Origin of the sequence: Cellulomonas sp. Root485, assembly GCF_001426705.1 — a bacterium.
Classification (GTDB): domain Bacteria; phylum Actinomycetota; class Actinomycetes; order Actinomycetales; family Cellulomonadaceae; genus Cellulomonas.
The window spans coordinates 190,178-217,157 of sequence record NZ_LMFC01000001.1 but is presented as its reverse complement, the minus strand read 5'-3'; the positions used below and the strand labels follow the sequence as shown (position 1 = coordinate 217,157).

General features: G+C 73.0%; 27 protein-coding genes. 3 read left to right on the top strand and 24 right to left on the bottom strand.

Translation table 11 applies throughout. From position 1 onward, the window contains the following. Positions 1 to 12 precede the first annotated feature (12 nt). Both ASD16_RS01035 and ASD16_RS01030 read right to left on the bottom strand, forming a co-directional pair. Positions 13 to 759: an ABC transporter ATP-binding protein gene (locus ASD16_RS01035; RefSeq protein ID WP_055911963.1), complete on the bottom strand. Its 747-nt coding sequence runs from the start codon at positions 757 to 759 to the stop codon at positions 13 to 15. Between the two features lie 39 nt (positions 760 to 798). Further along, the gene (locus ASD16_RS01030) at positions 799 to 1,593 is read right to left on the bottom strand and encodes a maleylpyruvate isomerase N-terminal domain-containing protein (RefSeq protein WP_055911961.1); all 795 of its coding nucleotides are present in this window, start codon (positions 1,591 to 1,593) and stop codon (positions 799 to 801) included. A 77-nt stretch (positions 1,594 to 1,670) separates the two neighbouring features. Between ASD16_RS01030 and ASD16_RS01025 the strand changes: the two genes are divergently transcribed. Next, on the top strand, positions 1,671 to 2,063 hold the full coding sequence (locus ASD16_RS01025) for a DoxX family protein (protein WP_055911959.1): 393 nt from the start codon (positions 1,671 to 1,673) through the stop codon (positions 2,061 to 2,063). Here the strand turns inward: ASD16_RS01025 and ASD16_RS01020 are convergent. The 16 genes from ASD16_RS01020 to ASD16_RS00945 all read right to left on the bottom strand — a co-directional run bounded on the left by ASD16_RS01020 (position 2,060) and on the right by ASD16_RS00945 (position 17,619). Beyond that, a complete protein-coding gene (locus ASD16_RS01020; RefSeq protein ID WP_055911957.1) occupies positions 2,060 to 2,698 on the bottom strand; it encodes a TetR family transcriptional regulator in 639 nt (212 codons plus the stop codon). The genes ASD16_RS01025 and ASD16_RS01020 overlap by 4 nt on opposite strands. 22 nt (positions 2,699 to 2,720) lie before the next feature. Continuing rightward, entirely contained in the window at positions 2,721 to 2,942 is a 222-nt protein-coding gene (locus ASD16_RS01015; protein WP_055911955.1) for a hypothetical protein, read from the bottom strand. A gap of 76 nt (positions 2,943 to 3,018) precedes the next feature. Beyond that, positions 3,019 to 3,993 carry a hypothetical protein gene (locus ASD16_RS01010; RefSeq protein ID WP_055911953.1) on the bottom strand — a complete coding sequence of 325 codons (975 nt, stop codon included), beginning with the start codon at positions 3,991 to 3,993 and terminating at the stop codon, positions 3,019 to 3,021. 87 nt (positions 3,994 to 4,080) lie between these two features. Further along, positions 4,081 to 5,583 (bottom strand): L-arabinose isomerase, encoded by a 1,503-nt coding sequence (gene araA / locus ASD16_RS01005; RefSeq protein ID WP_055911952.1) that lies wholly within the window; start codon positions 5,581 to 5,583, stop codon positions 4,081 to 4,083. Further along, positions 5,580 to 6,287 (bottom strand): L-ribulose-5-phosphate 4-epimerase, encoded by a 708-nt coding sequence (locus ASD16_RS01000; RefSeq protein ID WP_235523063.1) that lies wholly within the window; start codon positions 6,285 to 6,287, stop codon positions 5,580 to 5,582. Before ASD16_RS01000 ends, araA begins: the two co-directional genes overlap by 4 nt. 29 nt (positions 6,288 to 6,316) lie before the next feature. Then, positions 6,317 to 7,897 (bottom strand): xylulokinase, encoded by a 1,581-nt coding sequence (locus ASD16_RS00995; protein WP_055911948.1) that lies wholly within the window; start codon positions 7,895 to 7,897, stop codon positions 6,317 to 6,319. A 167-nt stretch (positions 7,898 to 8,064) separates the two neighbouring features. Further along, positions 8,065 to 8,403, bottom strand: a complete 339-nt coding sequence (locus tag ASD16_RS00990; RefSeq protein ID WP_055911946.1) for a hypothetical protein — start codon at positions 8,401 to 8,403, stop codon at positions 8,065 to 8,067. A gap of 33 nt (positions 8,404 to 8,436) precedes the next feature. Continuing rightward, positions 8,437 to 9,258, bottom strand: a complete 822-nt coding sequence (locus ASD16_RS00985; RefSeq protein ID WP_055911943.1) for a helix-turn-helix transcriptional regulator — start codon at positions 9,256 to 9,258, stop codon at positions 8,437 to 8,439. Then, the gene (locus ASD16_RS00980) at positions 9,255 to 9,674 is read right to left on the bottom strand and encodes a hypothetical protein (protein ID WP_157453749.1); all 420 of its coding nucleotides are present in this window, start codon (positions 9,672 to 9,674) and stop codon (positions 9,255 to 9,257) included. Before ASD16_RS00980 ends, ASD16_RS00985 begins: the two co-directional genes overlap by 4 nt. Positions 9,675 to 9,754: 80 nt before the next feature. Then, positions 9,755 to 10,780 carry a LacI family DNA-binding transcriptional regulator gene (locus ASD16_RS00975; protein WP_235523062.1) on the bottom strand — a complete coding sequence of 342 codons (1,026 nt, stop codon included), beginning with the start codon at positions 10,778 to 10,780 and terminating at the stop codon, positions 9,755 to 9,757. Continuing rightward, positions 10,780 to 11,610 carry a pyrroline-5-carboxylate reductase gene (gene proC / locus ASD16_RS00970; protein WP_055911937.1) on the bottom strand — a complete coding sequence of 277 codons (831 nt, stop codon included), beginning with the start codon at positions 11,608 to 11,610 and terminating at the stop codon, positions 10,780 to 10,782. The genes ASD16_RS00975 and proC overlap by 1 nt, the downstream gene beginning before the upstream one ends. A 103-nt stretch (positions 11,611 to 11,713) precedes the next feature. Then, entirely contained in the window at positions 11,714 to 13,609 is a 1,896-nt protein-coding gene (locus ASD16_RS00965; protein WP_157453748.1) for an HlyD family efflux transporter periplasmic adaptor subunit, read from the bottom strand. Then, positions 13,602 to 14,498 carry a hypothetical protein gene (locus ASD16_RS00960; protein ID WP_055911933.1) on the bottom strand — a complete coding sequence of 299 codons (897 nt, stop codon included), beginning with the start codon at positions 14,496 to 14,498 and terminating at the stop codon, positions 13,602 to 13,604. The genes ASD16_RS00965 and ASD16_RS00960 overlap by 8 nt, the downstream gene beginning before the upstream one ends. Positions 14,499 to 14,523: 25 nt before the next feature. Further along, complete coding sequence (locus ASD16_RS00955) at positions 14,524 to 15,756, bottom strand: ABC transporter permease (RefSeq protein ID WP_055911931.1); 1,233 nt, start codon at positions 15,754 to 15,756, stop codon at positions 14,524 to 14,526. Beyond that, entirely contained in the window at positions 15,753 to 16,472 is a 720-nt protein-coding gene (locus ASD16_RS00950; protein WP_055911930.1) for an ABC transporter ATP-binding protein, read from the bottom strand. The genes ASD16_RS00955 and ASD16_RS00950 overlap by 4 nt, the downstream gene beginning before the upstream one ends. Beyond that, complete coding sequence (locus ASD16_RS00945) at positions 16,465 to 17,619, bottom strand: efflux RND transporter periplasmic adaptor subunit (protein WP_055911928.1); 1,155 nt, start codon at positions 17,617 to 17,619, stop codon at positions 16,465 to 16,467. Before ASD16_RS00945 ends, ASD16_RS00950 begins: the two co-directional genes overlap by 8 nt. 309 nt (positions 17,620 to 17,928) lie before the next feature. On the opposite strand from ASD16_RS00945, the gene ASD16_RS00940 reads away from it, so the two are divergent. After that, the gene (locus ASD16_RS00940; RefSeq protein ID WP_055911926.1) at positions 17,929 to 20,871 is read left to right on the top strand and encodes a glycosyl hydrolase; all 2,943 of its coding nucleotides are present in this window, start codon (positions 17,929 to 17,931) and stop codon (positions 20,869 to 20,871) included. A 139-nt stretch (positions 20,872 to 21,010) separates the two neighbouring features. Here ASD16_RS00940 and ASD16_RS00935 read toward each other — a convergent pair whose 3' ends face one another. Together ASD16_RS00935 and ASD16_RS00930 are read right to left on the bottom strand one after the other, a co-directional pair. Further along, on the bottom strand, positions 21,011 to 22,546 hold the full coding sequence (locus tag ASD16_RS00935) for a methyltransferase (protein ID WP_235523061.1): 1,536 nt from the start codon (positions 22,544 to 22,546) through the stop codon (positions 21,011 to 21,013). Between the two features lie 90 nt (positions 22,547 to 22,636). Beyond that, positions 22,637 to 23,305, bottom strand: a complete 669-nt coding sequence (locus ASD16_RS00930; protein WP_055911924.1) for an endonuclease/exonuclease/phosphatase family protein — start codon at positions 23,303 to 23,305, stop codon at positions 22,637 to 22,639. Between the two features lie 79 nt (positions 23,306 to 23,384). Here ASD16_RS00930 and ASD16_RS00925 point away from each other — a divergent pair, with 79 nt between their 5' ends. Next, entirely contained in the window at positions 23,385 to 23,921 is a 537-nt protein-coding gene (locus tag ASD16_RS00925) for a DUF3995 domain-containing protein (RefSeq protein WP_055911922.1), read from the top strand. Here the strand turns inward: ASD16_RS00925 and ASD16_RS00920 are convergent. From ASD16_RS00920 to ASD16_RS00905, 4 genes are all read right to left on the bottom strand, one after another. Next, a complete protein-coding gene (locus ASD16_RS00920; protein ID WP_055911921.1) occupies positions 23,858 to 24,520 on the bottom strand; it encodes a ThuA domain-containing protein in 663 nt (220 codons plus the stop codon). The genes ASD16_RS00925 and ASD16_RS00920 overlap by 64 nt on opposite strands. Then, complete coding sequence (locus tag ASD16_RS00915; RefSeq protein ID WP_055911919.1) at positions 24,517 to 25,137, bottom strand: hypothetical protein; 621 nt, start codon at positions 25,135 to 25,137, stop codon at positions 24,517 to 24,519. The genes ASD16_RS00920 and ASD16_RS00915 overlap by 4 nt, the downstream gene beginning before the upstream one ends. Continuing rightward, the gene (locus ASD16_RS00910; RefSeq protein WP_235523183.1) at positions 25,134 to 25,928 is read right to left on the bottom strand and encodes a carbohydrate ABC transporter permease; all 795 of its coding nucleotides are present in this window, start codon (positions 25,926 to 25,928) and stop codon (positions 25,134 to 25,136) included. Before ASD16_RS00910 ends, ASD16_RS00915 begins: the two co-directional genes overlap by 4 nt. 95 nt (positions 25,929 to 26,023) lie before the next feature. Then, complete coding sequence (locus tag ASD16_RS00905) at positions 26,024 to 26,959, bottom strand: carbohydrate ABC transporter permease (RefSeq protein WP_055911915.1); 936 nt, start codon at positions 26,957 to 26,959, stop codon at positions 26,024 to 26,026. Positions 26,960 to 26,980 lie beyond the last annotated feature (21 nt).

Here is a 26,980-nt window from a genome sequence, read left to right as displayed (position 1 = left end):
TCAGCGTGGCACTCATGACACTGCCCCTCTCGCGGCGACGTCGCCGGCTGCGGCCTCGTCGACGAGGGCCAGGAACGCCGCCTCCGCGTCGGTGGTGCCGGTGCGGCCGAGCAGGTCGGCGAGGGTGCCGTCGGCCAGCACGCCTCCCCCGCGCAGCAGGATGAGGCGGTCGCACCGTGCCGCCTCGTCCATGACGTGGCTGGACACCAGGAGGCTGACCCCGGACCGGCTCAGGCGGTGGAACAGGTCCCACAGGTCGCGGCGCAGGACCGGGTCGAGGCCGACGGTGGGCTCGTCGAGCACCAGCAGGTCGGGCTTGCCCAGCAGGGCGATCGCCAGCGACACCCGCGCGCGCTCCCCGCCGGACAGGGTCCCGATGGACTGGCCGGCGTGCCCGAGCAGGTCGACGTCCGTGAGGGCCTGGCGGATCGCCGCGGCGTCCACCCCGAGGATCGCGGCCGCGTACCGCAGGTTCTCCGTGACCGTCAGGTCCGAGTAGACGCTGGGCGACTGGGTGACGTACCCGATCCGGCGCCGTAGCGCGGCGGAGCCCGCGGGCAGGCCGAGGACCGTGACCGTGCCGCCCTCGACGATCTGCGCACCCACGATGGCGCGCATGAGCGTGGTCTTGCCGCTGCCGCTGGGGCCGAGGAGCCCGACGACCTGCCCGACCGGCACGGCCAGGTCGAGCGACGGGATGACGGGGGTGCCGCCGCGCACGACCCGGAGCCCTGCGATCTCGATCGCATTATTCCCCATGCGAGGAATTCTGCTCCTCGGTGGGCCGTGACGCAAGGACTACTGCGTCGAGTCCACGATCACCGCGCGCAGCCGGTCGACGGCCGCCTGCTCCCCGTCGACCGTGAGCCCGTCCACGCCGCCGCGCCCCCAGAGCCACAGCTCCAGGTCCCAGGCAGGGCCGGCGACCGTCGCGGTGACGTCCTCGTCCTCCCCTTCCCAGGGCGCGCCGCCGACGAGCTCCCCGCACTCCTCGTCGTACTCCGTGCCGGTGGTCGGGGACGTGCCGTGGAACCGGCCGAAGGCCAGGACCCACTCCCGCTCGGCGTCCGTGGCGAGCAGGCGAACCCGCTGGCCGTCGGGTGTGAACGTGGCCCACGCCGGCAGCCCGCTCACCATGACCCCGAGCATCTCGTCCACCCCGTCGGCCGCCAGCGCGATCCCCGGGTCGGTCACCGGCAACCCGGCGGTCTGCTCCGCGTCGACCCGGTGCACCAGCGCCTCGTGCGCCTGGCGGCGCAGCACCCATCCGACCGTCCCGCCCGTGGACGACCAGGACCAGCACGGGTCCGCCGGGTCGTGCGCCGCGAGCGCGGCCAGCAGCGCCTCCGTGCGCGTGCGCAGGAACGGGACGAGCTCGTCGTCGGCTAGGCGCTCCGTGTCGTCGGCGTCGTCGGGGCCGGCGGGGGCGTTGCCGACGATCTGCGACCAGAAGTCCTGCACCTCACCCAGGTGGTACGCCAGGTCGGCGGCGCTCCAGTCCGAGCACGACGGCACCGGGGCGGTCAGTGGAGCCTGCGCGAGGGCGTCCGCCATCCGCGCCGACTCCTGGGCGATCACGCCTGCGTAGTCCATGCGCCGCACGCTACCGAGGGAGGCCGACACAGACCTCCCGACGTGCCCGACGCCGACACCGGTGGCTACGGTGACGGGTGCTCACCGACACCCTCCGCCGGCACGGCCCCGCCCTGGCGCTCGCCGCCCTGCTGGGTACGTCGGGCGTGCTGCACCTGCGCAGGCCCGACATCTTCCGGCCCCTCATCCCGCGCACCCTGGGCGACCCCGACCCGTGGGTGCTGGGCAGCGGCGTCGCGGAGCTCGCGTGCGCCGCGGCCCTGGTGGCCCCGCCGACGAGGCGGCTCGGCGGGTGGGCGTCGGCCGCCCTCCTGGTCGGCGTCTTCCCGGGGAACGTGACGATGGCGGTCCGCTCCCGCCCCGACGCGCGCGGGTGGGCCGGGAAGCCTGCCGTCGCGTGGGCACGACTTCCTCTGCAGGTCCCGCTGGTCGCCTGGGCCGTCTCGGTGGCGCGCCGCGCGGACGGCTAGAGCGGACCGGTCAGGTAGCGCTCGAGCGTGGGAGCGACGAGGGCGACGACGTCCTCGGCGGGCATCGACGCGAGCGGCTCGAGCCGCAGGACGTGCCGGGCCAGCAGGACCCCGGCGACCTGCGACGCGACCAGGGACACCCGCAGCTGCTGGTCCGGCGGAGGGAGGAGCTGCGCCACCCGCGCGAAGACCGCCCGGCCGACGTACCCCGCGAGCGCCTCGGCCTGCATCTCCCCGGACGTCATCCCCGCGAACGCCACCCGCAGCGCGACACCGTCGTCCCGGCCCCAGATCCCCAGCACGGTGGTCAGCAGCCGCTCCCCGAGCCCGTCGACACCGTCGGCCGCGATCCGCGCCACGAGCACCGCCGGGTCGACACCGCTCGGCACGATCCCGGCGGCGAACAGGTCGGACTTGTTCCGGAAGTAGTGCCGCACCAGGCCCGGGTCCACGTCGGCTCGACGCGCCACCGACCGGATGCTCGCCCCGTCGAAGCCCCGCTCCGCGAACTCGTCGCGGGCCGCCGCCAGGATGGCGCCCCGCGTGTCCTCCCCCGCGGGCCGGCGCCCCCGGCGACGGGCCGTGGCAGCAGGGCCGACACCGGCGTCGTCGTCGGTGCCGGCGTCGAGGGACATGGGCACAGCGTACGGAGCGCGCTCAGGACCTCGGGGTGGCGTGGCGCTGCGTCGGGACCTCCGTGAGGGCGGATGGGCCCCGGCCGGCGGGCCAGCGCAGCGGACGGGTCGCGACGGGCGACGCCGCGACGGCGAGCACCGTCATCGCGACGGCAGCGGCGGCACTGACCAGCTCGAAGGCGATGGCGGCGAGGCCACCGGTGATGATGACCGTCTGGACGGATCGGCGAAGGAAGGGGTGCACGGCGGACTCCCTGGACGGGTGCGGGGGCGCCTCGGACGGGCGCGGAGCGTGTCGCGCAGGCGCGCGAGGCGCCCGGTCACGCAGGGAGGTCGAGGTTCTCGACGTCAGGTGCGGGAACGTGCCCAGGACACGGGCCCGCCCGCGAGCTCAGGACGCGCAGCTGCGGCGGCTCGACGTCGGCAGGCAGGGCACCGTCGGCACCGGAGCGCCCGCTCGACGTCGCGGTGCTCGCCCAGGCCGGCAGACCAGCCGCCTGTCCGTCCGAGGGCCTGGGGTCGTCGCCCCGGCTCGTGCCGCCACGGGCGTGCTCGACGCTCGGCGGCGAGACGGCGACCGGTGCCGGGTCGTCGGGGCTGCCCGGCCCGCCGCCGCCGTCGAGCCCGTGGCTCCACCCGCGGACCGGGCGAGCGGTGGCGACGACGGGCGGAGCGACGGGCGGGCACGGATCGACCTCCGCGACGGGGGCGGCCGGGTCGGCGGCAGCGACGGCCGGCGTGCTCGGGTGCCGCTCCGCGGTGTGCACCCTGCGTGCGACGGGCTGCGGCGAGGTGAGCGGCAGCGACGCGTCGAGCACGGGCGACAGCACCAGGGGCTCCGCGACCGCCGCTGCGACGCGCGCCTCCACGGTCGGCGCCACGGGTGCGACGGCCTCGACCGCGGTCTCCTCGACCGGCGGCTCCGGTACCTCAGGAGCAGGGACCACCTCGGGCGGCGCCTCCTCGACGAGCGGTGGCGCCGGGTCGAGCACGTCCTCGACCGCAGCGAACGGCGCCGGGACGTCCGTCGGCGGTGCGGGTTCCGGTGCGACCTCGTCGGCCACCGGGGTCACGGGGTCGTTGCCGGGCGGGTCGAGTCCGTCGGGTGGCGCATCCGCGACGGTCGGGGCAGCCGGAGCCGTCGTGAGGTCGACGGCGCCGTCCCCCGCCACCTCGTCCTGCGCCGACGCGCGCACAGCCGTGGAGAACCAGAGGACGGTGAGCAGCAACCCCGCGGCGGCGACGAGCAGGACCCGGAGCAGCCACCGGTTCCTGTCCGCCGCCTGCACGGTCATCGGTCCGCTCCCTGCTATCGCTCCCGCCCCTGGTCTGACGCTATGCACAGATGTCTGCGCGAGCAATGATCGGGGGCGGGAGAGGACTCAGAAACCCTGGGCGAGCCGGAAGTAGACCTGGTTCCAGCGGACCTGGTCGCGGAACCCCCGGCGCGTGGTGGCCTCGTCGATGACGAGGAGCTCGGTACGGGCGATCTCGGCGAAGTCCTCGAACGCCTCGACGCCGACGGCCGTCGTGAGCACCGTGTGGTGCGCTCCCCCGGCGGTCAGCCAGGACTCGGCGGACGTGCGGAAGTCGGGGCGGGGCTCCCAGACGGCCCGCGCGACCGGCAGGTGCGGCAGGTCGGCGGTGGGCGGGACGACGTCGACCACGTTGGCGGTGAGCCGGAACCGGTCGCGCATGTCGGCCAGCGACACGACGACGCCGACGCCGGGGTCGGCGTTGAACACCAGGCGGACCGGGTCCTCCTTGCCGCCGATGCCGAGCGGGTGGATCTCCAGGGTCGGCTTCGACGTGGTCAGGGTCGGGCAGATCTCGAGCATGTGGGCGCCGAGGATCCGCTCCGAGCCGGGCGTCAGGTCGTAGGTGTAGTCCTCCATCAGCGACGCGCCGCCGGGCAGCCCGGCGCCCATCACCTTGGCGGCGCGGACGAGGATCGCGGTCTTCCAGTCGCCCTCGGCACCGAACCCGTACCCGTCGGCCATCAGCCGCTGGACGGCGAGCCCGGGCAGCTGGCGCAGGTCGCCGAGGTCCTCGAAGTTCGTCGTGAAGGCCTTGGCCCCCAGCGACTCGAGCAGGGTGCGCAGCGCGATCTCCTGGCGCGCGCCGTAGCGCAGGGAGTCGTGCCGGTCGCCGCCCTTGGTCAGCTCCGGGACGACGTCGTACAGGTCCTCGTACTCGGCGACGAGCGCGTCCACGTCGGCGTCGGAGACCGCCTCGACCGCGGCGACCAGGTCGTTCACGCCCCACGTGTTCACCGAGACGCCGAACCGCAGCTCGGCCTCGGTCTTGTCTCCCTCGGTCACCGCGACGTTGCGCATGTTGTCGCCGAACCGGGCGAGCTTCAGCTCGTGCGTCGCGGCCCAGCCGGCGCACGCCCGCACCCAGACGTCGATCGACGCGGTGACGGCCGGGTTCGACACGTGCCCCGCGACCGTCTTGCGCGCGGCACCCAGGCGCGTCGCGATGTACCCGAACTCGCGGTCGCCGTGCGCGGCCTGGTTGAGGTTCATGAAGTCGAAGTCGATGGTGTCCCACGGCAGCTCGACGTTGGCCTGCGTGTGCAGGTGCAGCAGCGGGGTGCGCAGCGCGTCGAGGCCGGCGATCCACATCTTGGCCGGGGAGAACGTGTGCATCCACGCGATCACGCCGATGACCGCGTCGTCGGCGTTCGCCTCCAGCGCGGCGCGACGGATCGCGTCGGAGTCGGTCAGCACGGGCTTCCACACGACCTTCGCCGGGAGGACGTCCTGCAGGACGGCGGCGATCTCCTGCGACTGCGTCGCGACCTGCCGCAGGGTCTCCTCGCCGTACAGACCCTGGCTCCCGGTGAGGAACCAGATCTCGCGGTCGGCGTAGGGCTTGGTCATGAGTCGCTCTCCGGGGTGTTCGTGGGCTGCTGCTGGCCGTAGACGTGCTGGTAACGGGCGTACAGGGAGTCGATGTCGGACGGCGCGATCGGCACGGTGTCGCCGAGCTGACGGGCGATGTGCACCGTCCGCGCGACCTCCTCGACCATCACGGCCGCCTTCACCGCGGCCTTGGCGTCCTTGCCGATGGTGAACGGGCCGTGGTTGCGCATGAGCACGGCCGGGCTGCGGGAGTCCCGCAGGGTCTCGACGATGCCGCGGCCGATGGAGTCGTCGCCGATGAGCGCGAACGGGCCGATCGGCACGTCACCGCCGAACTCGTCGGCCATCATCGTCAGCACGCACGGCACCGGCTCGCCGCGGGCGGCCCAGGCCGTCGCGTAGGTCGAGTGCGTGTGCACGACGCCGCCGATGTGCGGCAGGTGCTGGTAGACGTACGCGTGCGCCGCGGTGTCGCTCGACGGTGCGCGGGTGCCGTCGACGAGCGTGCCGTCGAGGTCGCACACGACCATCGACTCCGGGGTCAGCTCGTCGTAGGTGACGCCCGACGGCTTGATGACCAGCAGGTCGTCGGGGCCGGGTGCCGATCCGACGACGACCCGCTGCGACACGTTGCCGGCCGTCCACACGACGAGGCCCCAGCGCGGGAGCTCAGCGTGCAGGGTGGCGACGACGGCGCGGGTGCGCTCGATCTCAGCGAGCACAGAGTGCGGGTATCCCTGCGGGTAGGTGCTCACAGTGCCTCCACCGCGGCCTTCTCGATCGCCAGCCCGGCGCTGTAGCGCTCGAGGTAGGCGTCGAAGCCGCGGACGTCGTCGGCGTCCGGCTCCACCGTCGTCGCGACGGCACCGCCGAACACGCGTTCCTCGAGATAGCCGGCCAGGTCCTGCTCCGACGCCGCTGCGAGGTACGCGGCGAGCACCGCGATCCCCCACGCGCCGCCCTCACCCGCGGTGCTGCCCACGGTCACGGGTGCACCGACGGCCGCCGCGAGCAGCCGCTGCGCCACGCCCTCGGTCCGGAACAGGCCGCCGTGCGCGAACATCGCGTCGAGCTCGACACCCTCGCCGCGCAGGACCCGCATGCCGAGGCTGAGGGTGCCGAACGCGCTGTAGACCTGGGTGCGCATGAAGTTTGCCAGCGTCAGCCGGCTGTCGGGGGTGCGCACGACGAGCGGGCGACCCTCGTCGAGCCCCGTGATCGGCTCGCCCGACAGGTAGTTGTAGGCCAGCAGGCCGCCGCCGTCCGCGTCCCCGCGCAGGGCCTCCCGCAGCAGCACGCCGAACACGTCGTCGGCGCTCGCCGTCGCCCCGAGCGCCGCGGCGAACTGGCCGAACACCTCGGCCCAGGCCCCGAGCTCGCTCGCGCCGTTGTTGCAGTGCACCATCGCGACGAGGTCGCCCGACGGGGTGGTGACCAGGTCGAGCTCGTGGTGCACGCTGCTCAGGGCCTTCTCCAGCACCACCATCGCGAAGATGCTGGTGCCGACGCTGACGTTGCCCGTGCGGGGGGCGACGGCGTTCGTCGCGACCATCCCCGTGCCGGCGTCGCCCTCGGGCGGGCACAGCGGGATGCCCGCCTGGAGCGTGCCGGTGGGGTCGAGGAGCGCCGCGCCGGCCTCGGTCAGGCTGCCGGCGTCCTGGCCGGCGAGCAGGACCTCGGGCAGCAGGCCCTCGAGGGATGCACCGGGGTAGGCCGCGAGCATCTGCGCGTCGTACGCCCGGGTCTCCGGGTCGATCGGGAACATGCCCGACGCGTCGCCGATGCCCAGCACCTTGCGACCGGTGAGCTTCCAGTGCACGTAGCCGGCGAGCGTGGTGACGAACGCGATGTCCGGGACGTGCGGCTCGGCGTCGAGCTCGGCCTGGCGCAGGTGGGCGATCGACCAGCGCAGCGGGATGTTGTGACCGAACAGACCGGTGAGCTCCGCCGCCGCCGCACCGGTCGTCGTGTTGCGCCAGGTGCGGAACGGGACGAGCAGCTCGTCGGCGGCGTCGAACGCGAGATAGCCGTGCATCATCGCGGAGATGCCGATGGCGCCGACCGTGGTCGGCCGCACCCCGTGCTTCTCCTCGGCGTCGGCCAGGAGAGCGGCGACGGCCGCCTGCAGGCCGGACCAGACGGCGTCGAGCGAGTACGTCCAGACGCGGTCGACGAACTGGTTCTCCCAGTCGTGGCTGCCGCCGGCCAGCGGGGCGTGGTCCGGACCGATGAGGACGGCCTTGATCCGCGTGGAGCCCAGCTCGATGCCGATCGCCGTCCGGCCGGCCGCGATGGCCTCCCGGGGATCGGCACCGTGGGGATCGACCGTCATCACGCGGACTCCGCTCCGTACGTCACGGACCGCGGCGGACGCCTGCGGCCGAGACATATGTTAGCGCTAACATCACGTCCTCGGTCCACCTTCTCGTCGGCGCTTCCCGTGGCGAACCCGGCATCGTTGCCGCTCATCGCCGAAGGATGGCACACGTGCCGGGTTGGTCAGCCGTGCGACGACCGGCCCAGCCCCGTCAGCGTGGTCAGGAGGAAGACGCTGTCGTCCACCGCGTGGACCGAGTGCCGCTCATGCGTCAGCACCCAGAGGTGCCCGGCGGTCGCCTCCACGTCGCCGGCCGGCGACTCGACGCGCACCCGCCCCCGCCAGACCTGGAGCGTCGCCGCGTTGGGCGAGTTGTGCTCCCCCAGGCTCGACCCGGCGGTCAGGGCGATGACCGACTGACGCAGCTCGCCGTCGTGCGCCACGACCCCGGCCGACCGGCCGTGCGGGTCGGAGCGGGCCGCGTCGAGGTGCTTCTCGGCGAGCTCGGCGATGTCGATCATCGGACCTCCAGGGGCGTCGGCGGTGACCCGAGCCTAGGACCCACGCGTGCGGCTCAGCACCGCCTCGACCAGCGCGGGGTCCACCGACGCCGCGAGCCGGGTGAGGGCTCGGGCGGTCTCGTCGTCTGCCGGGTAGAACGACTCGATCACCAGCTCGGCCACGGTGATGTCGAGCGGGGTGCCGAACGTCGCCACGGTGGTGAGGAACGTCAGCGACTCTCCGCCGACGGACAGGCCCATCGGGATCGCGACGCCGTCACCGGTGCCGCCCACGGCTTCACCGCCCGGATACCCGGTGAGCTCGTCGAGCAGAACGGCGAGCTCGCGGTCGCCCGTCGCCGCGACCTGCCTGCGGACCCGGTCGAGCGCGTGGGCCCGCCACTCCGCCAGGTTCGCGATGTGGGGCGCCATGCCGCGGGGGTGCATGGCGACGCGCAGCACGTTCACCGGAGGTTCGAGCAGCGCCGGATCCACGTCGCCGAGGAGGACGGCGACGGCCGCGTTGGCCTCGACCAGGTTCCAGGAGCGGTCGACGACGAGCGCCGGGTTGGGGCCGTGCCCGTCGAGCACCACGCGCAGCGCGGCACGGACCGCGGACATCGACGGGTCGTCCAGCGGGGTGCCGCGGTACTCGGGTGCGAAGCCGGCCGCGATCAGCAGGTGGTTGCGCTCACGCAGCGGCACGTCGAGATGCGAGCTGAGCCGGAGCACCAGGTCGCGGCTCGGGCTCGACCGGCCCGTCTCCACGAAGCTGAGGTGCCGCGTCGAGACCCCCGTCTGCGACGACAGCTCGAGCTGGCTCAACCGCCGACGCACCCGCCACTGCCGCAGCAGCGCGCCTGATCCTTGGGTCATGGTGCCGACGAGTCTGGCAGCCGCGCGAGCCCGCGTGCCTCGGCGACCGCGAACCCGGCGACGACCACCGCCTGCCCGATGACGTAGGCCACCCCGAACGGCGTCGCCGGGGTCGTCACGATCAGGACCGCGCTGGCCGCGACCCAGGCCCAGTTGGCGACGACGAGCGCACGGACCGCTCGTCGTCGCAGCGGGCGCGCGCGGCTCGTCCACACGAGGGCGACCACGTAGCCGATCAGCGCCAGCCCGACGACCCGAAGGACCTGCTCGGGCAGGCCGGTCAGCCGGGCGTACAGGCCCGTCGCGGCGAGCAGCCCGAGCGCGGCGACGAGCCCGACGAGCGCGTCCGCCGCCAGGACCCGGCGCAGGGTCCGCTCGCTCGTCGGCGCGGCGGTCAGGGCAGGGGATGCGGCCATGGTGCTCCTCCGGACGGTGGTGGTGGGTGTGCACCTGAACCGTCGCGTCCGGGGGGTCATCGTGTCGATGACCTCGGAGGTCATGCTCCGTGGGCGGTCTCCGCGGGACGGATCGAGCTGGCCCGGACCACGAGCTCTGCGGGGATCTGCTGGCGGGCGACGTCCTCGCCCGCGAACGCCGCCTGCAGCGAGTCGACCGCGAGCCGCCCGAGCGCCCCGAAGTCCTGCCGGACGGTGGTCAGCGGCGGTGTGTAGTGGGCGGCGCCGACCTCGTCGTCGAACCCGACGACCGCCACGTCGTCGGGCACCCGCACACCCTTCTCCCAGAACGCGTGCAGGAGCCCGAGCGCCAGCTGGTCGTTCGCCGCGAAGATCGCCCTCGGCACCCCCTCGCGGACCATGCGCAGCCCCAGCTCGTAGCCGTCGGCGGCGTCCCAGCCGGCCTCGATGTGCTCGGGGGCGCCAGGCCCGGAGACCTCGCGCCAGCCGGCCAGCCGGTCCTGGGCGTCGAACCAGTCCTGCGGGCCGGCGACGTGGACCACCTCGGTGAAGCCCTGGTCGAGCAGGTGCTGCGTGGCGAGCCGGGCGCCGTGGCGCTGGTCGACGCCGACCGCGTGCAGGTGCGGGACGGGTGGGACGTCGGACGCCGACGAGATGAGCACCACCGGGACCGGGGACGCGATCGCGGCGATGGCCTGGGCGACCTCCGTCGTCGGCGCGATGATCGCGATGCCGTCGACGCCCTGCCCGAGGAAGTGCTCGAGCGCGGTGTGCATGCTGTCGCCGTCGAACTGCCGGATGGTCGCGACGGAGACGAACCAGCCGACCACGCGCGCGGCTTCCTCGAGCCCGACCAGGGTGCTCGTCGGTCCGTACAGCGCGGTCGCCGGGGTGACGACGCCCAGGGTGCCGGACCGGCGCGTGACCAGGGTGCGAGCGGCGCTGTTGCGGCGGTAGCCCAGCTGGGCGATGGCCTCGGCGACGCGCTCGCGGGTCTCCGGTCGGACGCTCGGGTGGTCGTTGAGCACGCGGGAGACGGTCTGGTGGGAGACGCCCGCGAGCGCGGCGACGTCACTCATGGCGGGCGGACGCGCGGCACTGTTCATCAGTACTGCTGACCGAGCTCGCGCGACCGGTTCCGGGCGGCTTCCGCGGCGGCGACGACGCCCGCCCGGACGCCGTGGGCGTCGAGCACCTGGACCGCCGCGACCGTCGTGCCGCCCGGCGACGACACCCGTTCCCGCAGGACCGCGGGATGGTCCCCCGACTGGGCGGCGAGCGCGGCGGACCCCTCGACGGTGGCCACGGCGAGCCTGGTGGCGAGGTCCCGGCTGAGTCCGAGCAGGACCCCCGCCTCGGCCATCGCGTCGATGAGGTAGAACGCGTACGCCGGTCCGGAGCCGGAGATCGCGGTCACGGCGTCGAGGTCCTTCTCCTCCACCCGGACCACGAGCCCGGTGGCGGCGAGCATCGTCTCGACGAGGACCAGGTGCCCCTCGGTCGCGTGCGTGCCGGGCGCGATGGCGCTCGCGCCCTTGCCGACGACGGCCGGCGTGTTCGGCATCACGCGGACGACGGGCTGCCCGGTGGGCAGGCGCTTCTCGTAGCTGGAGATGGGGAGCCCGGCGGCGACGCTGACGACGAGCTCGCCGCCGCGCAGGGCCTGCGACACCTCGTCGAGCACCGAGGCGACCACGTTCGGCTTGACCGCCAGGAGCACGACGTCGGCACGGGCGGCCGCCTCGGCGTTCGACGCGCCGGTGCGGACGCCGTACCGGCCGGCGAGCTCGTCGGCCCGCGGGACGTGCCGCTCCGTGACCTCGACCTGCTCCGGCGCCCAGCCCGCGGTGAGCAGCGCACTGAGCAGCGTCTCCCCCATCACACCGCCGCCCAGCACCGCGACCTGCGGCCTGCCGCCGGTGGGCTCGTCGGTCATCGTGGTCCTCCCGCTCCGTGCCGCCGGAAGGCGACGTCGCGAGCCTACCGACGTGCGGCGGGCGCCGGGGTGAGCGCTCACATGGGCGCGCCCGCCGCCGGCGTCAGCCGCCGCTGCGCTGGGTGAACCCGGCCGGTGGACCGCCTCCCAGGTCGCCGTTCATGACGAACCCTTCCGGCGGCCCCATCATCTCCGTCTGGTCGCCCCCCAGGCCGGACAGGCCCGTGGTCGTCGACGTGCTGGACTCGATCGGCTCGTCGAGGTCCGCCAGGACCACCTCGTCGCCGACCGCGAGACCGTCCGTGATCTCCGTGCGCTCCGTGCCGACCGCCCCGAGGGTCACGGTGACCTCGGTCGGCGTGCCGTCCTGGAGCACCTGGACCGTGGCGGTCGTCCCGTCGACGTGGACCGCCGACGTCGGGACGGTGAGCACCTCGTCGGCGCCCGCGACCGTGATCCGCACCTGCGCGGACGCGCCGTCGTAGAGCTTCTCGTCCGTCGGGTCGACGGCGAGCTCGACCGTGTAGGCGGGGTCGGCGGTGGTCGACGTGTCGAGGATGCCGATGCTGCTGACCGTGCCGGTGAGCGCCGTGTCCGTGCTCGGCGTCGTCACCTGCGCCGCCTGGCCGACCGACACGATGTCGATCGACGTCAACGGGACGCTGGTGGTGACCGTGTAGCCGTCGGGGCCGAGGACCGTGATGACCGCGGTGGTCGACGACGCGGTCACCGCGTCGCCCGGCGCCAGCGCGACCGCGGCGACCGTGCCGGAGATCGGGCTGGTCAGCGTCGCGAACGGGAGCCTGCTCTGCGCCAGCGTGACGTTCGCCGAGGCCAGGTCGATCGCCGCCTGGTCGGCCACGATCGTCGCCGCGGTGACCGTCGTGGTGTCGTTGTCGTCGGAGGGAGCCTGCGTGCTCGACGACGGGGTGCTGGTGGACGGGGTGCTGGTGGACGGCGCGCTTGCGGACGGGGTGTCCGTGGACGGGGTGTTCGGCGACGGGCTCGACGACGACTCCGCGACGGCCTTCTGCAGCTCCTGCACCGCCTGGTCCAGCGCGGCGGCGAGCGTCAGGAGCGCCTGCTGCTCGGTGTCCGTCGCGGTCTGGGCGTCGAGGGCTCCCGTCAGCGCGGCCTGGCAGTCGGCGAGCGCCTGCTCGACGGCGGTCGGGTCGGGCTCCTCGGTGCTCGGCTCGTCGGCGTCGGTCGGGTCGGTCGCGTCCGTCGCGTCCGTCGCGTCGGTGGCGTCCGGAGGCTCGCTGGCCGCCGGCTCCGGCGTCTCGATGTCGCCGCCGACGACGGCGAGGAACGCCGCGCACGTCGCCTGCGAGGCCGTGACGCTCGCGCTGCTGGCGGTCAGGGCGTCGGCGGTGAGCTGGTACTGGTCGAGGAGCGCCCCCTGAGCCTTGCGCACCTCGGCCGCCGCCCGCTCGACGGCGGGGTCCACGGAGTCACCACGGGTGTCGTCGGCCGCGGGGGCCTCCGTCTCCGTGGACGTCGAGGGAGACGCGGAGGGGGTGGCGGAGGGCGACGGGGTCGAGCTGGACGAGCTGCTCGAGGTCGAGCTGGACGCCGACGAGCCCGACGTCTGCGCGTCGAGGTCGTCGCTGAGCTGCTGCTGGGCGTCGGCGAGGTCGGCCTGCGCCTTCTCGACCGCGTTCCGGAGCGCCTCGGTGTCGAGGGTGGCCAGCACGTCCCCGGCCGCGACCACCTGCCCGACCGTCACGCCCACGGTCGCGACGGTCCCGTCGACGGAGAACGACGCGTCCCGCCGGCTGGCCGACGCGATCGTCCCGACGGTGTCGATGACCTGCTCGACACTCGCCCGCTCGGCGGCGGCGGTGCGGTACCGGTTGTCGTCGGAACCGCCGACGGCCAGGGCGACCCCGCCGCCGGCAGCCATGAGGACCACCGCACCGGCGGTTCCCAGCGCGACGATGCGACGGCGGCGGGCGCGGTGCCGGCGCGCGACGGACGGCCGGGCTGCGAGCTCAGGCATCGGTGCCACCGTCCTGCGTGGAGCCCTGCGGGCCCCCACCGAAGCGCTGGAGCATCCCCATCGAGCACTCCCCGTCGGTCGGTGCGGACACGGTGATGCTCGTCGCGGTCACCTTGCCGCTGTCGTCCGCCTCGCCGCGGGCGCTGGCGCACTGCCCGACCACGATCGCCGACGCGTCGGCCGCCACCGTCGTCGTGTACGTGGTCGCGTCGGTCACGGTGACCGTGCGCGTCGTCGTCTCGTCGTCGCCCCCGGTGGACTCGACCGTCAGCGTGCTGCCGTCGACCGCGGTGACCGTGCCGATGGCGCCGCCGCTGAACGACCGCATGCCACCGGGAGGCAGATCGGTCGGGGCGCCGTCGGGCCGCTCCCCCTCGGGCATGGTCGGCAGGTCCGTCGGCGCCCCGTCGGGCCGTTCTCCACCGAAGGCCGGCCCGCCACCGAAGCCACCGGTGCAGGTGCCGTCGTCGGTCGGCTGGGTGACCTGGACGCTCGTCGCCTCGACCGGGGCAGAGGTGTCGGTGTCCGTGCCCGTCGCGCTGGTGGACACCGCCACGACGCACGAGCCGACCGTCACGTCGGCGAGCGTGCCGGCGACCGTCGCGGAGAACGTGGTGGCGTCGGTCCAGGTCACCGCCGTCTGCGAGTCCGTCGACCGAAGCTGCATGACGGTGCCGGTGACGGACGCGATCTCGCCGGACGCGCCGCCTCCGCCGCCGCCCGGGCCGGAGCGCTGCGGTCCGTCGCCCTGCCGCGTGGCGGCGGTCGAGTCGTCGTCGGGTGGTGCGGCCGACGAGGGAGTTCCGGTGCAGCCGGCGAGCACGAGGACCGTGGCCGCGGCGAGCGCCGGGAGCACCAGGGCGGTGCGGTGTCGCGTGGTCAGAGACATGGGGTGACTCCTTGCTGGGAGGGGGTTACTCCGCGCGCAGCGCGTCGATGGGGGCCAGTCGCGCGGCGCGCGTGGCGGGGTAGACGCCGAACACCAGGCCGATGCCCATCGCGACGACGACGGACCCGGCGACGGCCGCACCGGAGACGACGACGGACGTGTCGAGCAGGCCGGGCAGGACCTGCGCAGCGACGATCCCGAGCACCGCGCCCAGCACGCCGCCGGCCAGGCCGAGCACACCGGCCTCGACCAGGAACTGCCGGCGGACGGCCCACGGCGGGGCGCCGAGCGCCTTGCGCAGACCGATCTCGCGCGTCCGCTCGGTGACCGAGACGAGCATGATGTTCATGACCCCGATCCCGCCGACCAGCAGCGACAGGGCCGCGATGCCGGTGAGCAGGACGGTCAGGGTCTTGTAGACCGCGGTCGCCGTGGAGACCAGGGCGTCCTGGCTGTTGATGGTGAAGTCGGCGCTGTCGGCGTCGGTGATGCCGTGCAGGTTGAGCAGCAGCGCCTGCGCCTCCTGGTAGGCGGCGGTGAGCTGGTCCGACGACGCGGCCTGCAGGTAGATCGTCGAGACGGCGTTGCGGTCCTGGCCGCCGACGAGGGTGTCCGCCGCGGTCGACATCGGGATGACCGCGAGGTCGTCGAGGTCGCTCTCGCCGGACGCACCCTCGGCCTCCAGGACGCCGACGACGCGCAGGTCGGTGTCGCCGACGGTCACGGTCTGGCCCACCACGCGGGTGGACCCGAACAGCTCCTCGGCGGTGGACGGCCCGAGCACGACGACCGCCGCGCGGGACGCCTCGTCGTCGGCCGTGAAGAACTCGCCGGACGCGAGCGTGCGGCCGCGGACGTCGAGCCAGTCCGTGCTCGTGCCGACGACGCTCGTGGTCCAGTTGGTGTCGTTGGCCTCCAGCGAGGCCGACGATGTCTTCTCGGCGGCGACCTTCCCGATGTCGGGTGCGTTCACCGACGAGTCGAGCGCCTCCGCGTCGGCCGTCGTCAGCGTGGTGCGCGAGCCGAAGCCGCCGCGGACGCCCTCAGTGCTGGTGCTGCTGCCCGGCCGGACGATGAGCAGGTCGCTGCCCAGCTGGCTGATCTGCGCGCTCACGTCCTTCTGCGTGCCCAGCCCCAGGCCGACCGTGAGGATCACCGCGGCGATGCCGATGAGGATGCCGAGCACCGTGAGGATCGACCGCATCGCGTGCGACGTGACGGCCGACCAGCCCGTGCGCAGGGTCTCGGTCCAGGTCATCGGGCACCGTCCGAGACGATCAGGCCGTCGTGCACCCGCACGATGCGGTCCGCGCGGGCGGCGACGTCGGCCTCGTGCGTGATCAGGACGATCGTGCGGCCCTGCGTGTGCAGCTCGTCGAACAGCGCCAGGACGTCCTGCGTGGAGGTCGAGTCGAGGTTGCCGGTGGGCTCGTCGGCGAGGAGCAAGGCGGGTTCGCCGACGAGGGCCCGGGCCACCGCGACGCGCTGCTGCTGGCCACCGGACAGCTCACCGGGGCGGTTGTCGAGCCGGTCGGCCAGGCCGACCCGGTCGAGCGCGGCCACCGCACGGTCGCGCCGGACCGCGGTCGGCACCCGCCCGTAGACGAGCGGGAGCTCGACGTTGCGCCACGCCGAGAGCGACGGCAGCAGGTGGAACTGCTGGAACACGAAGCCGATGCGGCGGTTGCGGATGTCGGCGAGGTCGATCTCGTCGAGCTCCCCCACGTCCTCGCCGGCCAGGTGGTACGAGCCGCGGGTCAGGGTGTCCAGGCAGCCGAGGATGTTCATCAGCGTCGACTTGCCCGAGCCCGACGGACCCATGACCGCGACGTACTCGCCGGGCTCGATCCGCAGGTCGACACCGCGCAGGGCCTCGAACTCGAGGCTGCCGGACGTGTAGGTCTTGGTGACACCGACGAGGTCGATGACGGAGTCGGTGCGCCTCTCGACGAGCGGCATCGTGAGCTCAGCCATTCGTCGGACCACCCTGCTGCAGGACCGGACCGGTGCCCCCGTCGGGGGGAACGCCCTGGAACCCACCCTCGGGGAAGGTGCCCTGGTTCTGCCGGCCGGTGCCGCCGGTGCCGGGCGTGAAGACCGCGAGCACCACCTCGTCCCCCTCGGCCAGCCCCTCCGTGATCTCCGTGACGTTCCCGGACGTCTCGCCGGTGGTGACCGGGACGTCGACGAGCTCGCCGTCGGCGTCCGTCTGCTGCACGGTCGTGGTGCCGTCGGCAGCGGTGGTGACCGCGAGGCTGGGCACGGTCAGGACGTCGGTGCGGCGCTCGTAGACCAGCTCGACCTCGGCGGCGACCCCGTCGTGCAGGCCCTCCTGGTCGCCCGTGACCGCGACGGTCACGGGGTAGGCCGCGACGCCGGTGTCGCTGGTGGACAGCAGGCCGATCGCGCTGATGGTGCCGAAGACGGGCTCCGTGGCACCGTCGAGCGTGACCTCCGCCTGGTCGCCGACCTCGACGAGCGCGACGTCCGCGTCGGAGACCGTGACCTCGACCTGCCAGGCGTCGGTGCCGACGATGGTGAACTGCGCCTCGGTCTCGCCGGACGCGGACGGTCCGGCGCTGCTCCCGACAGCGTCGCCCACCTCGACGTTCACGGCGGTGAGCAGACCGGCCACCGGTGCCGTCAGGGTGGCGCCGTCCATCGCCGACTGTGCGGTGTCCACGCCCGACCGGGCGACGTCGACCTGCGCCTGCGCGGCCGCGACCTGCGCGCTGCCGGACGCGTCGGCCAGCTTCGCCTGTGCGTCCGCCAGCGTGGCCTTGGCCTGGAGCAGGTCCGCGGTGAGCTGCAGGGTGTCGACCGTTGCCAGCGGCTGCCCGACCGTGACCGTCTGACCGACCGCCACCGGGACGGCGTTGACCGTGCCGGTGACCTCGAAGCTCACGTCCTGGTGCACCGACGGGGTCAGCGTCCCGCTGCCGCTGACCGACTTCTGCATCGTCGTCAGGCTCGCCGCGACGGTCCGCGTGACCGACTCGGCCGACGCCGCCGACGCGTCCCGGATCCCGAACCACCAGATGCCCGCGACCACGAGCGCGACGAGGACCACGGCGGTGACCGTCCTCGTCAGCGGCGTCGTCCGCCTCCATACGTGCTGCATGTTCTCCCTCACGTCGACCCGGCCGGATGACCTGGGCCGAACGTAGGGACGGGCGCTGGGCCGCCCGTAGCACTGACCTGTGGCTCACCTGTGAGTCGGCAGCCGGCTCCACAGGTCGAGCAAGCCATGGGTGCCGCCACGGGGTCGATTGGAGTCACTCATGGCTTGTTCGACCCCGGGCGGCGAGCCAGCACCCCAAACGTTTCGGGTCTGTCCGGTTCGACCCTTTCTTTGGTAACTTGACTAACTCTGCTCCGCCTCGTCCGCGACCGTCCGGTCTGTGCGGTTCGAGACCACCCAGGAGGTTCAATGAAGAACCGTCATCTCGCGCGTGCTCTGACTGCGGGGATCACCGCTGCGGCGCTCAGCGGGCTCGTGGCACTGCCCGCGGCCCAGGCGGCCGAGACCGTCACCATCGTCGACCCAGGTGCCAGCCCGGCGACCCGGTCGCTGTTCTCCTACCTCGACGACATCCGCGGCGAGGGCATCCTGTTCGGCCACCAGCACACGACGTCCTACGGCCTGACCGTGACCGGTGCGGACGGCACGAAGTCCGACGTCAAGAACATGACTGGCGACTTCCCGGCTGTCTTCGGCTGGGACACGCTGATCCTGCAGGGCGACGAGGCCCCGGGCTCCGCGAGCAACTCGACCGCGCAGAACATCGCGGCGCTCGACGACTACATCGCCAAGGCGCACGGCCTCGGCGGCATCAACACGCTGTCCGCGCACATGGAGAACTTCGTCACCGGCGGCAGCTTCTACGACACCACGGGCGACACGCTGCGCGCGGTCCTGCCCGGCGGCGCGAAGAACGCGGACCTGAACGCGTACCTGGACAACATCGCCGCCGCGGCCGACGGCGCCCGCGACGCCGAGGGCAACCTCATCCCGATCATCTTCCGGCCGTACCACGAGAACGCCGGCTCCTGGTTCTGGTGGGGTGCCGCGTTCGGCTCCCCCGGCGAGTACAAGGAGCTCTTCCGCTACACGGTCGAGTACCTGCGCGACATCAAGGGCGTCTCCAACTTCCTGTACGCGTTCGGCCCGGGCAGCGGGTTCGGCGGGAACGCCGACACGTACCTGCGCACCTACCCGGGTGACGAGTTCGTCGACGTCTTCGGCCTCGACGCGTACGACAACACCGGCTCGGCCGCGTTCCTCGACGGTCTGGTCAAGGACCTCGGCATGATCGCCGACCTGGCCGACGCCAAGGGCAAGGTCTCCGCGTTCACCGAGTTCGGCGTGACCAACGGCGTCGGCAGCACCGGCTCCAGCCCGGAGCAGTGGTTCACCAAGGTCCTGGCCGCCATCAAGGCCGACCCGAAGGCCAGCCGCAACGCGTACATGGAGACGTGGGCCAACTTCGACGCCGGCCAGCACTACGTGCCCGTGACCGGTGACGCCCTGCTGCCCGACTTCCAGGACTACGCGGCCGACCCGTACACGCTGTTCGCGAGCGAGGTCACGGGCGCGTTCGACCGTGCGGTGGACACGACGCCCGCCGGCCCGGTGCTGCACATCGCCTCCCCGGCGGACAGCGCCCGGGTCGCCACGTCACCGACGACGATCCGCGCCACCGTCCAGAACGTCGCCGCGGACCGCGTCTACGCCACCGTCGGCGACACCGAGATCGAGCTCGCCCCCGGTGACGGCCTGTGGTGGTCCGCTCCGTGGGACATCCCCGCGGCGCAGCTGGACAACAGCACGCGGACGCTCACGGTGCACGTGGTCGCCGACGGCGTCGAGGTGCTCACCGAGAGCTCGTCCGTGGTCCTCGGGCCGCGACCGACGTTCGGACCGGGCGTCGTCGACGACTACGAGGGCTACGGCGACGACACCGCGCTGCGGGCCGAGTACGTCTCCTACGGCGCCAACACGCTCTCGCTGGACACGAGCGGTTCGTCGAAGGCGCTGCGGATGGACTACGACTTCGCCACGCAGACGTACACCGGGTTCGGGAAGCAGATCAGCGGCGACTGGTCCGACTTCAACGAGCTCGCGCTGTGGATCAAGCCCGACGGCTCGGGCAACAAGATGGTGCTCCAGCTCGTGGCCGGCGGCGTCTCCTACGAGGCGTACCCGTCCCTGGCGGGCACCGAGCCCGGTGTGGTGACCTTCCCGTTCATCGACTGGCGACCGGCCCCGTGGGACACGGCCAACGCCAACCGCCGCATCAGCGACGCGGACCTGAAGGCGATCTCGCAGTTCAACATCTACGTCAACGCGGCCGACGACGGCACCGGCGACCCGTCGGGAAGCATCGTGGTCGACGACATCGCCGCCCTGCCGGGGGTCGAGCCGCCGCCGGTGTTCTCCGACGTCCTGCCGGGCTCGCTGAACTTCGACAGCATCATCTGGCTGCACGACCAGGGCCTCGACGACGGCTACCAGGACGGCACGTTCCGCCCGACCAAGCCGGAGACCCGCGAGGCCGTGGCGTCGCTGCTCTACCGCTACTCGGAGGCCACCTTCGTCCCCACGGCGCCGAAGCCGACGTTCCGCGACGTGCCCAGGAAGCATGCCTTCTACGACGAGATCGAGTGGCTGGCGCACGAGAAGCTGGTCGACACGACGATCCCGCTGTTCCTGCCCAAGGCGCCGCTCGACCGCTCGTCGGCGGCGGAGCTGCTCTGGCGGCTGGCGGGGTCGCCCGAGCCTGCCGCGCCGGAGGCGTTCAGCGACGTCCCGTCATGGCACCCGTACGGCAAGGCCATCGCGTGGGCGACCGAGACCGGCATCATCGTGCCGACGTCGGCGTACAAGTTCGGCGTGCTCAAGGTCGTCACGCGCGGTGACTTCGCCGGGTACCTCGACCGGTTCGACCACCGGCCGAGCCCGCTGGAGCCCGTCGTGCTGACGGACTTCACGGACGGCGCCCAGGGCTGGGGGCCCATCGGTGAGGGCACGGCCACCGGCACCGGGGGGACGCTGACGATCGACGCGGCTGCTCCCGACGGCGGCTGGTTCGGGTTCGGCCCGTCGGTCGGTGACTGGACCGGGCGCACCGAGCTGCGGTTCGACGTGGTGTCCACCACGGGCTTCGACACCAAGGCCGCCCTGCAGCTGGGGTCGTCGTGGACCTGGTGCGAGACCGCGCAGGTGGGGTGGATCTCCGCCCCGACGTCGGACGTGCTGGTCGACCTGGCCACGCTGAGCGCCGAGTGCGGGGTGCAGCTGGCCGACGTGAAGAAGGTGAACCTGTACTTCAACGCAGGAGCCCACGTGATCGACGACGTCGAGATCCGCTGACGGACCGACGCGCGTCCACCCGCTGACGTCCGCACTCCTGAGGGCCCCTCCCCCTCGGAGTGCGGACGTCAGCACGTCTGACCCGGCAACGTCCGCACTCCGGCGGGCTCGAGCCCGCTCGAGTGCGGACGTTGCGGCGCTAGTCCGCGGGGAGCAGCAGGCCGTCGCGGATCAGGCCACGGGCCGACGGGAGGACGTCCGCGGCGACCGCCTCGGCGCCGACCTCCAGCAGCGCGCCGAGGGCGCTGACGATCTGGCCGACCGTGAGCTCGCCGTCGCAGACGCCGACGAACCCCGCGAGCGCCGTGCCCGCCTGCACGGCCCGGCCGAAGCCGCCGCCCTGGCGCAGCAGCACCACCTGCGGGTCGGGGTCGCCGGGCGTGAGGTACCGCTCCTCGGTCACGTCGGGGGCGACGACGAGGCGCTGGTCCGCGAGGTCGTCGTCGCTCATGGAGAGCCAGTCGTGCGCGGCGAGGGAGGCGGCGAGGGCCGGACCGAGCGGCTGCCGGACCGTCCCGGTGACCTCCTCCAGCCGGCGCAGCGTCGGAGCGCCGAGCGGCTTGCGCAAGGTGACGAAGCCGAACCCGATGCCCTCGACGTCCCGCGACGCGAAGTCGTCCAGCCACTGCCCGTACCGGACGGCCCACGCGGCGCGGTCACGGTCGGGTGTGGTGCCGCCGTCGCGGATCCACGTCTCCGCGTACTGCGCGGGGTCCTGCAGCTCGCGCTGGACCACCCACCCGTCCAGCCCGCTGGCGTCGAGCCAGGAGCCGACGCGCTCGTGCCACTGCTCGCCGCGCCGCACCTCCCAGTTGCCCAGCAGCTGCGCCACTCCCCCGGGCGCCAGCACCGCTCCGACGCCCTCGACGAGCTCGCGCACGATCGCGTCCCCGGCACGGCCACCGTCGCGGTACTCGTACGACGGCATCCCCGGGGTCCGGGGCGTGATGACGAACGGCGGGTTGCTCACGACCAGGTCGAAGCGCTCGTCGGCGACGGGGTCGAGCATCGACCCCTCGCGGAGATCAAGCCCCACCCCGGCGAGCGCGGCGTTGAACCGCGCGAACGCGAGCGCCCGCCGCGAGATGTCGGTGCCGACCACCCGGCGCGAGTGCCGGGACGCGTGCAGCGCCTGGATCCCGCAGCCGGTGCCGAGGTCGAGCACGTGGTCGCGGTCGTCGCGCACGGTGACCTGCGCGAGCGTCGTGGACGCCCCGCCGACGCCCAGCACGTGGTCGGTCCGCAGCGCCTGGCCGGTGGCGAGCTCGCCGAGGTCGGAGGCGATCCACCAGTCGACCTCGCCGCCCCCGTCGACCGCGGTGTACGGACGCAGGTCGACGCGGGCACGCACCTGGTCGCCGTCGGTCTCGACCAGGCCGAGCCGCTCCGCTCCGTCGATCCCCAGCGTGGGCAACGCTCGCTCCAGGGTCCGCCGCGGGACGGCGACACCGAGCAGGAAGGTGCGGACGAGCGCGGCGACCACGTCGTCGGCCGCCGCCCCCGTCGCGCGCAGGGCCGGCACGGGCTCCTCCCGGTGCAGCGCGTCGGCGGCAACCGCCCCCAGCACCTCCTCGACCCCGGCGACGCCGTACCCCGCAGCCGCCAGGTCGTCACGCAGCGCCGCGACGAGTGCGGGATCGGTCAAGGGCGCACCGGGCGTGATGTCGAGAGCCACCCCGCCATCATCCCCGCCCCACGCTTGATCAAGCCGACAGCGTCCGCACATCCGGTCGTCCGGGCGCTCGAATCCGCGGACGTCCGGGTCCTAGCGCAGGAGGTCCACGACGAGTGGGCGGTGGTCGCTGCCGACCTGGGCGGGCTGGCCGGACGGCACCCGGGCGGTCCCCGTCGCCAGGTCCGGGGACCGCAGGATCGCGTCGATGCGCTGCCGCGGCTCGATCGCGGGGAACGTCGGGTCACCCATCGGGTCGACGTCGACCAGCACGGTGGTGAGAGTCGTCCAGGTGGGCCCGCCGGGCGGCTCGTTGAGGTCGCCGAGCACGACGGTCCGCATCCTCGGCACGTGGTGGACCAGGAGGTCCGACAGGTGGGCGGCGCGCTCGTCACGGACCAGCGACAGGTGCACGACGACGAACCGGACGCCGTCGACGGTCGCGACGGCGACACCGCGGGCGGTCCGGCCGGACAGGTTCGGCAGCTTCACCGCGGACGCGCCGGTCACCGACCGGCCACGCGCGACGAGGAGGGCGGTCGTGCGGGCGCCACGACCGTTCACCACGGCGCTCATCCCCACGTCGCGCGCGAACCGCCACGTCTGGAACCAGCCGAGGAGTCCACGCGGCGGCTCCTGCACGCCGAGCACGTCCGGTGCGGCCGCGCGCACCACGGCGACGACGTCGGGCCGGGACAGCTGCAGGCCCTTGACGTTGTACGTCATGACCCGCAACGGGGCGCGCTCGGGGACGGTGGTCATCGACCCATCCTGGCGAGGACCTGAGAGGGGCACAACGGACAGCATCCCGTCGGGCGGCCGCGGGCTAGCGTGATCCGTCATGGAGGCGCCGTCCGACCGCTGGGTCCCACCGCGCTGGGTGGCGTGGGGGGCTGTCGTGGTGGCCTTCGCCTTCGCGGGTGTCAGCCTCGCGTGGGCCCTGGGGAGCACGGTGGGCCTGGACACCCTCGGAGGCGCCATCGAGCGGATGGCTCGGGCCGGCGACCCGGCGCTGCTGGCCGCGAACGCCGTCGCCCTCGTGCTGAAGGTGATGGGCGGCGTCCTCGCGCTGGCGCTGGTCCAGCCGTGGGGTCGTCACCTGCCGCAGCGACCCCTCCTGATCCTGGGCTGGCTCGGCGCCGGCGTGCTGGTGCTCTACGGCGCGCTCCAGACGGGGTCGGTCGCCCTCGTGGCGGCGGGCGTGGTCGAGCTCGACGAACCCCTGTCCGAGCGGGCGCTCACGTGGCGGCTGTTCCTGTGGGAGCCCTGGTTCCTGGTGTGGGGCCTGCTCCTGGCCGGTGCGACCCTGCGGTGTCAGCGGCTCAGCAGCCAGCGGACCTCGCGGCGGAACAGGTCGACGCGCGACGGGGACCGGTAGGAGCGGACGTCGTGCCCGAGGGCGTCGTAGACGATCCGGCCCGGTCCGGGGGCGACCCAGACGACGGGGTGCGCGGTCCCCTCGTGGTCGGCGACGACGAGGACCTCCACGTCCGGGGACACGTCGAGCGAGAGGTACTGCTCGTCCTGCACGGAGATCTCGGACAGACCCGCGACGGCGGGGTGGTCCGAGGCGACCACCCGGAACGTCACGTCGCCGAGCGGGGGGTGCCAGGTGGTGCCCTCGATCCACCGGCCGCCGAGCAGCGGGCCCCACGACGGTGCGTCGAGGAACGTGTTGGTCGCCTGGTGCAGACCGAGCACGGGGACGCCGGATGCCACGAGCGCGGAGAGCCGCGCGTGGAACGGCAGCCAGTCCTCGTCGGTCCCGTCGAAGTCGGCGTCGGGCCTGCCACGGCCGGACGCGACCACCAGCAGGTCGGGCTCGATGTCGTCGAGCGCGTCGGGCAGGGTCCCCCGGATCGTCACGTCGATCGCGTCGTCGGCCAGCAGCTGCGCCACGCGATGGGCTATCGCGGCGTTGTCGTGCCACGGGTCCTGGTAGCGGCCGTGTCCGGCGAGCACGAGCGCGTGGGTCATCGGTCCTCCTGCGGTGTCAGGGCGTACCTGGCGTTCGACCACACCACATAGAGAAGCGGGGCGCACGCGATCAGGACCCCGATGCCGGGCTTGACCAGCAGGACCGTCACCAGGACGGCGAGCACGAGGACATTGAGCGCGGACAGGTACCAGCGCCGCAGCGCCACCACGGCCGCCACCCGCAGGGGTGCGCCGACCAGGGCGTACGGCAGCACCGCGACGACGAGCACCGCCAGGACCACGAACATCGGCAGGAGCGGCCGGGCGAACGCGACGTCGCCGGAGAGCGCACCGGCGACGTTGACGGCGAGCACTCCGAGGACCGCGGCCCCACCCGCCCAGAGCAGCAGAGCGCGCAGGAACCCGCGCCGGTACGCCGCCACGAACGCCGCGGCCGGACGGTCGTCGGCGGCGAACGAGCCGAACGCGCCCACGATCGCCGGCCCGCACAGGCACGACAGCACCGCGAAGAAGGGGAGCGACGCCAACGGGTCGTCGACCAGCACGAGCGCGAGCAGCAGCGGCGCGCACGCCACGGCCAGCAGCAGGTTCACGACGAGCGCCGTCCACAGGCCACGGAAGCCGCGCTCGTAGGTGGTCACGGACAGGGTGCTCATCCCTTCAGCCCGCTCGTCGCGATGCCCTGGATGAAGTACTTCTGCCCGAGCAGGAAGATCACCAGGATCGGCACGACGGAGATCACCGAGCCGGTCATGATCATCGCGTAGTCGCCGTCGAAGAGGCCGACGAACGACTTGAGCCCCAGCTGCACGGTCCACAGCTCGTTGCTGGTCAGGTAGATGAACGGCCCCATGTAGTCGTTCCAGGTGGCGACGAACGTGAGCAGCGCGAGGCTGGCGAGCGCCGGCTTGGACAGCGGAAGGATGATCCGCCGGTAGATGCCGTACTCGGACAGGCCGTCGATGCGGGCTGCCTCGCAGAGCTCGTCGGGGATGGTCAGGTAGTACTGCCGCAGCAGGAACACCCCGAACGCGCCGAACGCCTGGAGCAGGATCAGCGACCAGAACGTGTTGACCAGGCCGGCCTTCTGCAGCATCACGTACTGCGGCACCATGTACGCCTGCCACGGCACGGCGATGGTCGCGATGTAGGCGACGAACAGGGCGTCGCGGCCGCGCCAGCGCACCTTGGAGAACCCGTACGCCGCGAACGAGCCGGTGAGCACCTGCAGGAACGTGATGACGAGCGACAGGAACAGCGAGTTGCGCAGGTAGGTGGTCATCGGGATGCGCGACCAGATGTCCACGTAGTTGTGCCACTGGAAGTCGCGCGGGATCCACTGCGTCGGGACGGTGAAGACCTCGTTGTTGTTCTTCAGCGACGAGGAGACCATCCACACGAACGGCACGAGCACGCCGAGCGCGATGACGGTGATCAGCACGTACATGACGGCGGTCCGCACCGGGTGGCGCTCCGGACCGGGCGACGGCACGTCCGGCGGGTCCAGCGAGACGGTGGCGATGGGGGCTTCGACGACGCTCATCAGCGGTCCTTCCGCTCACCGAGACGGAACTGCAGCACCGTGACCAGGAGCACGATGACGAAGAGCACCAGGGAGATGGCCGACGCGTACCCGAACTCGCCTTGTGCGATGCCTTCGCGGTAGATCAGCTGCGAGAGGACGAGGGTGGCTCGGCCGGGGCCGCCGTCGGTCATGACGACGATGAGGTCGAAGACCTTGAACGAGCCGACGGTCAGCAGGATCAGGACGAGGAACGTGGTGGGTCGCAGGGTCGGCAGCGTGATGTGCCAGAACCGCTGCCACGCGTTGGCGCCGTCGACGCGCGCGGCCTCGTAGTACTCGACGGGGATGGTCTGCAGACCGGCGAGGAACAGGATCATGTAGTAGCCCATGTCCCGCCAGACGCTCGTGATGATGACGGCGGGCATGGCCCAGTCGGTGCTCGACGTCCACCCGGGCGGGTTCGCGACGCCCAGGGTGGTCAGGAGCTGGTTGACCGGCCCCATCGTCGGGTTGAACAGCATGTTCCAGACCACGGCGACGGCCACCATCGAGGTGACGTACGGGAAGAACGCGGCCGTCCGGAAGAACCGCACCCCGCGGAGCTTGCGGTTGAGCACGAGGGCGAGGCCCAGCGAGCACAGCAGCGTGAGCGGGACGTGGCCGATGCCGTAGTACAGGGTGTTGCGCAGCGCGATCCAGAACGTGTCGTTGCCGAACATCTTCTGGAAGTTGTCCAGACCCACGAACTCGGCGGGGTTGTAGGAGTCCCACTCCATGAACGCCAGCCCGAAGGCGGCCACCACGGGGACGAGCGTGAGCAGGGCGAACCCGAGGAAGTTCGGCAGGATGAAGCTGATGCCGATGAGGGTGTTGCGGCGGGACTGCCGCCCGGTCGTGCCGGACCCCGCCGACGTCGCTGTCGGCGCCGTCGGTGGCGCTGCGGTGATGGCCATGGTGCTCCTTCGCCGATCCGC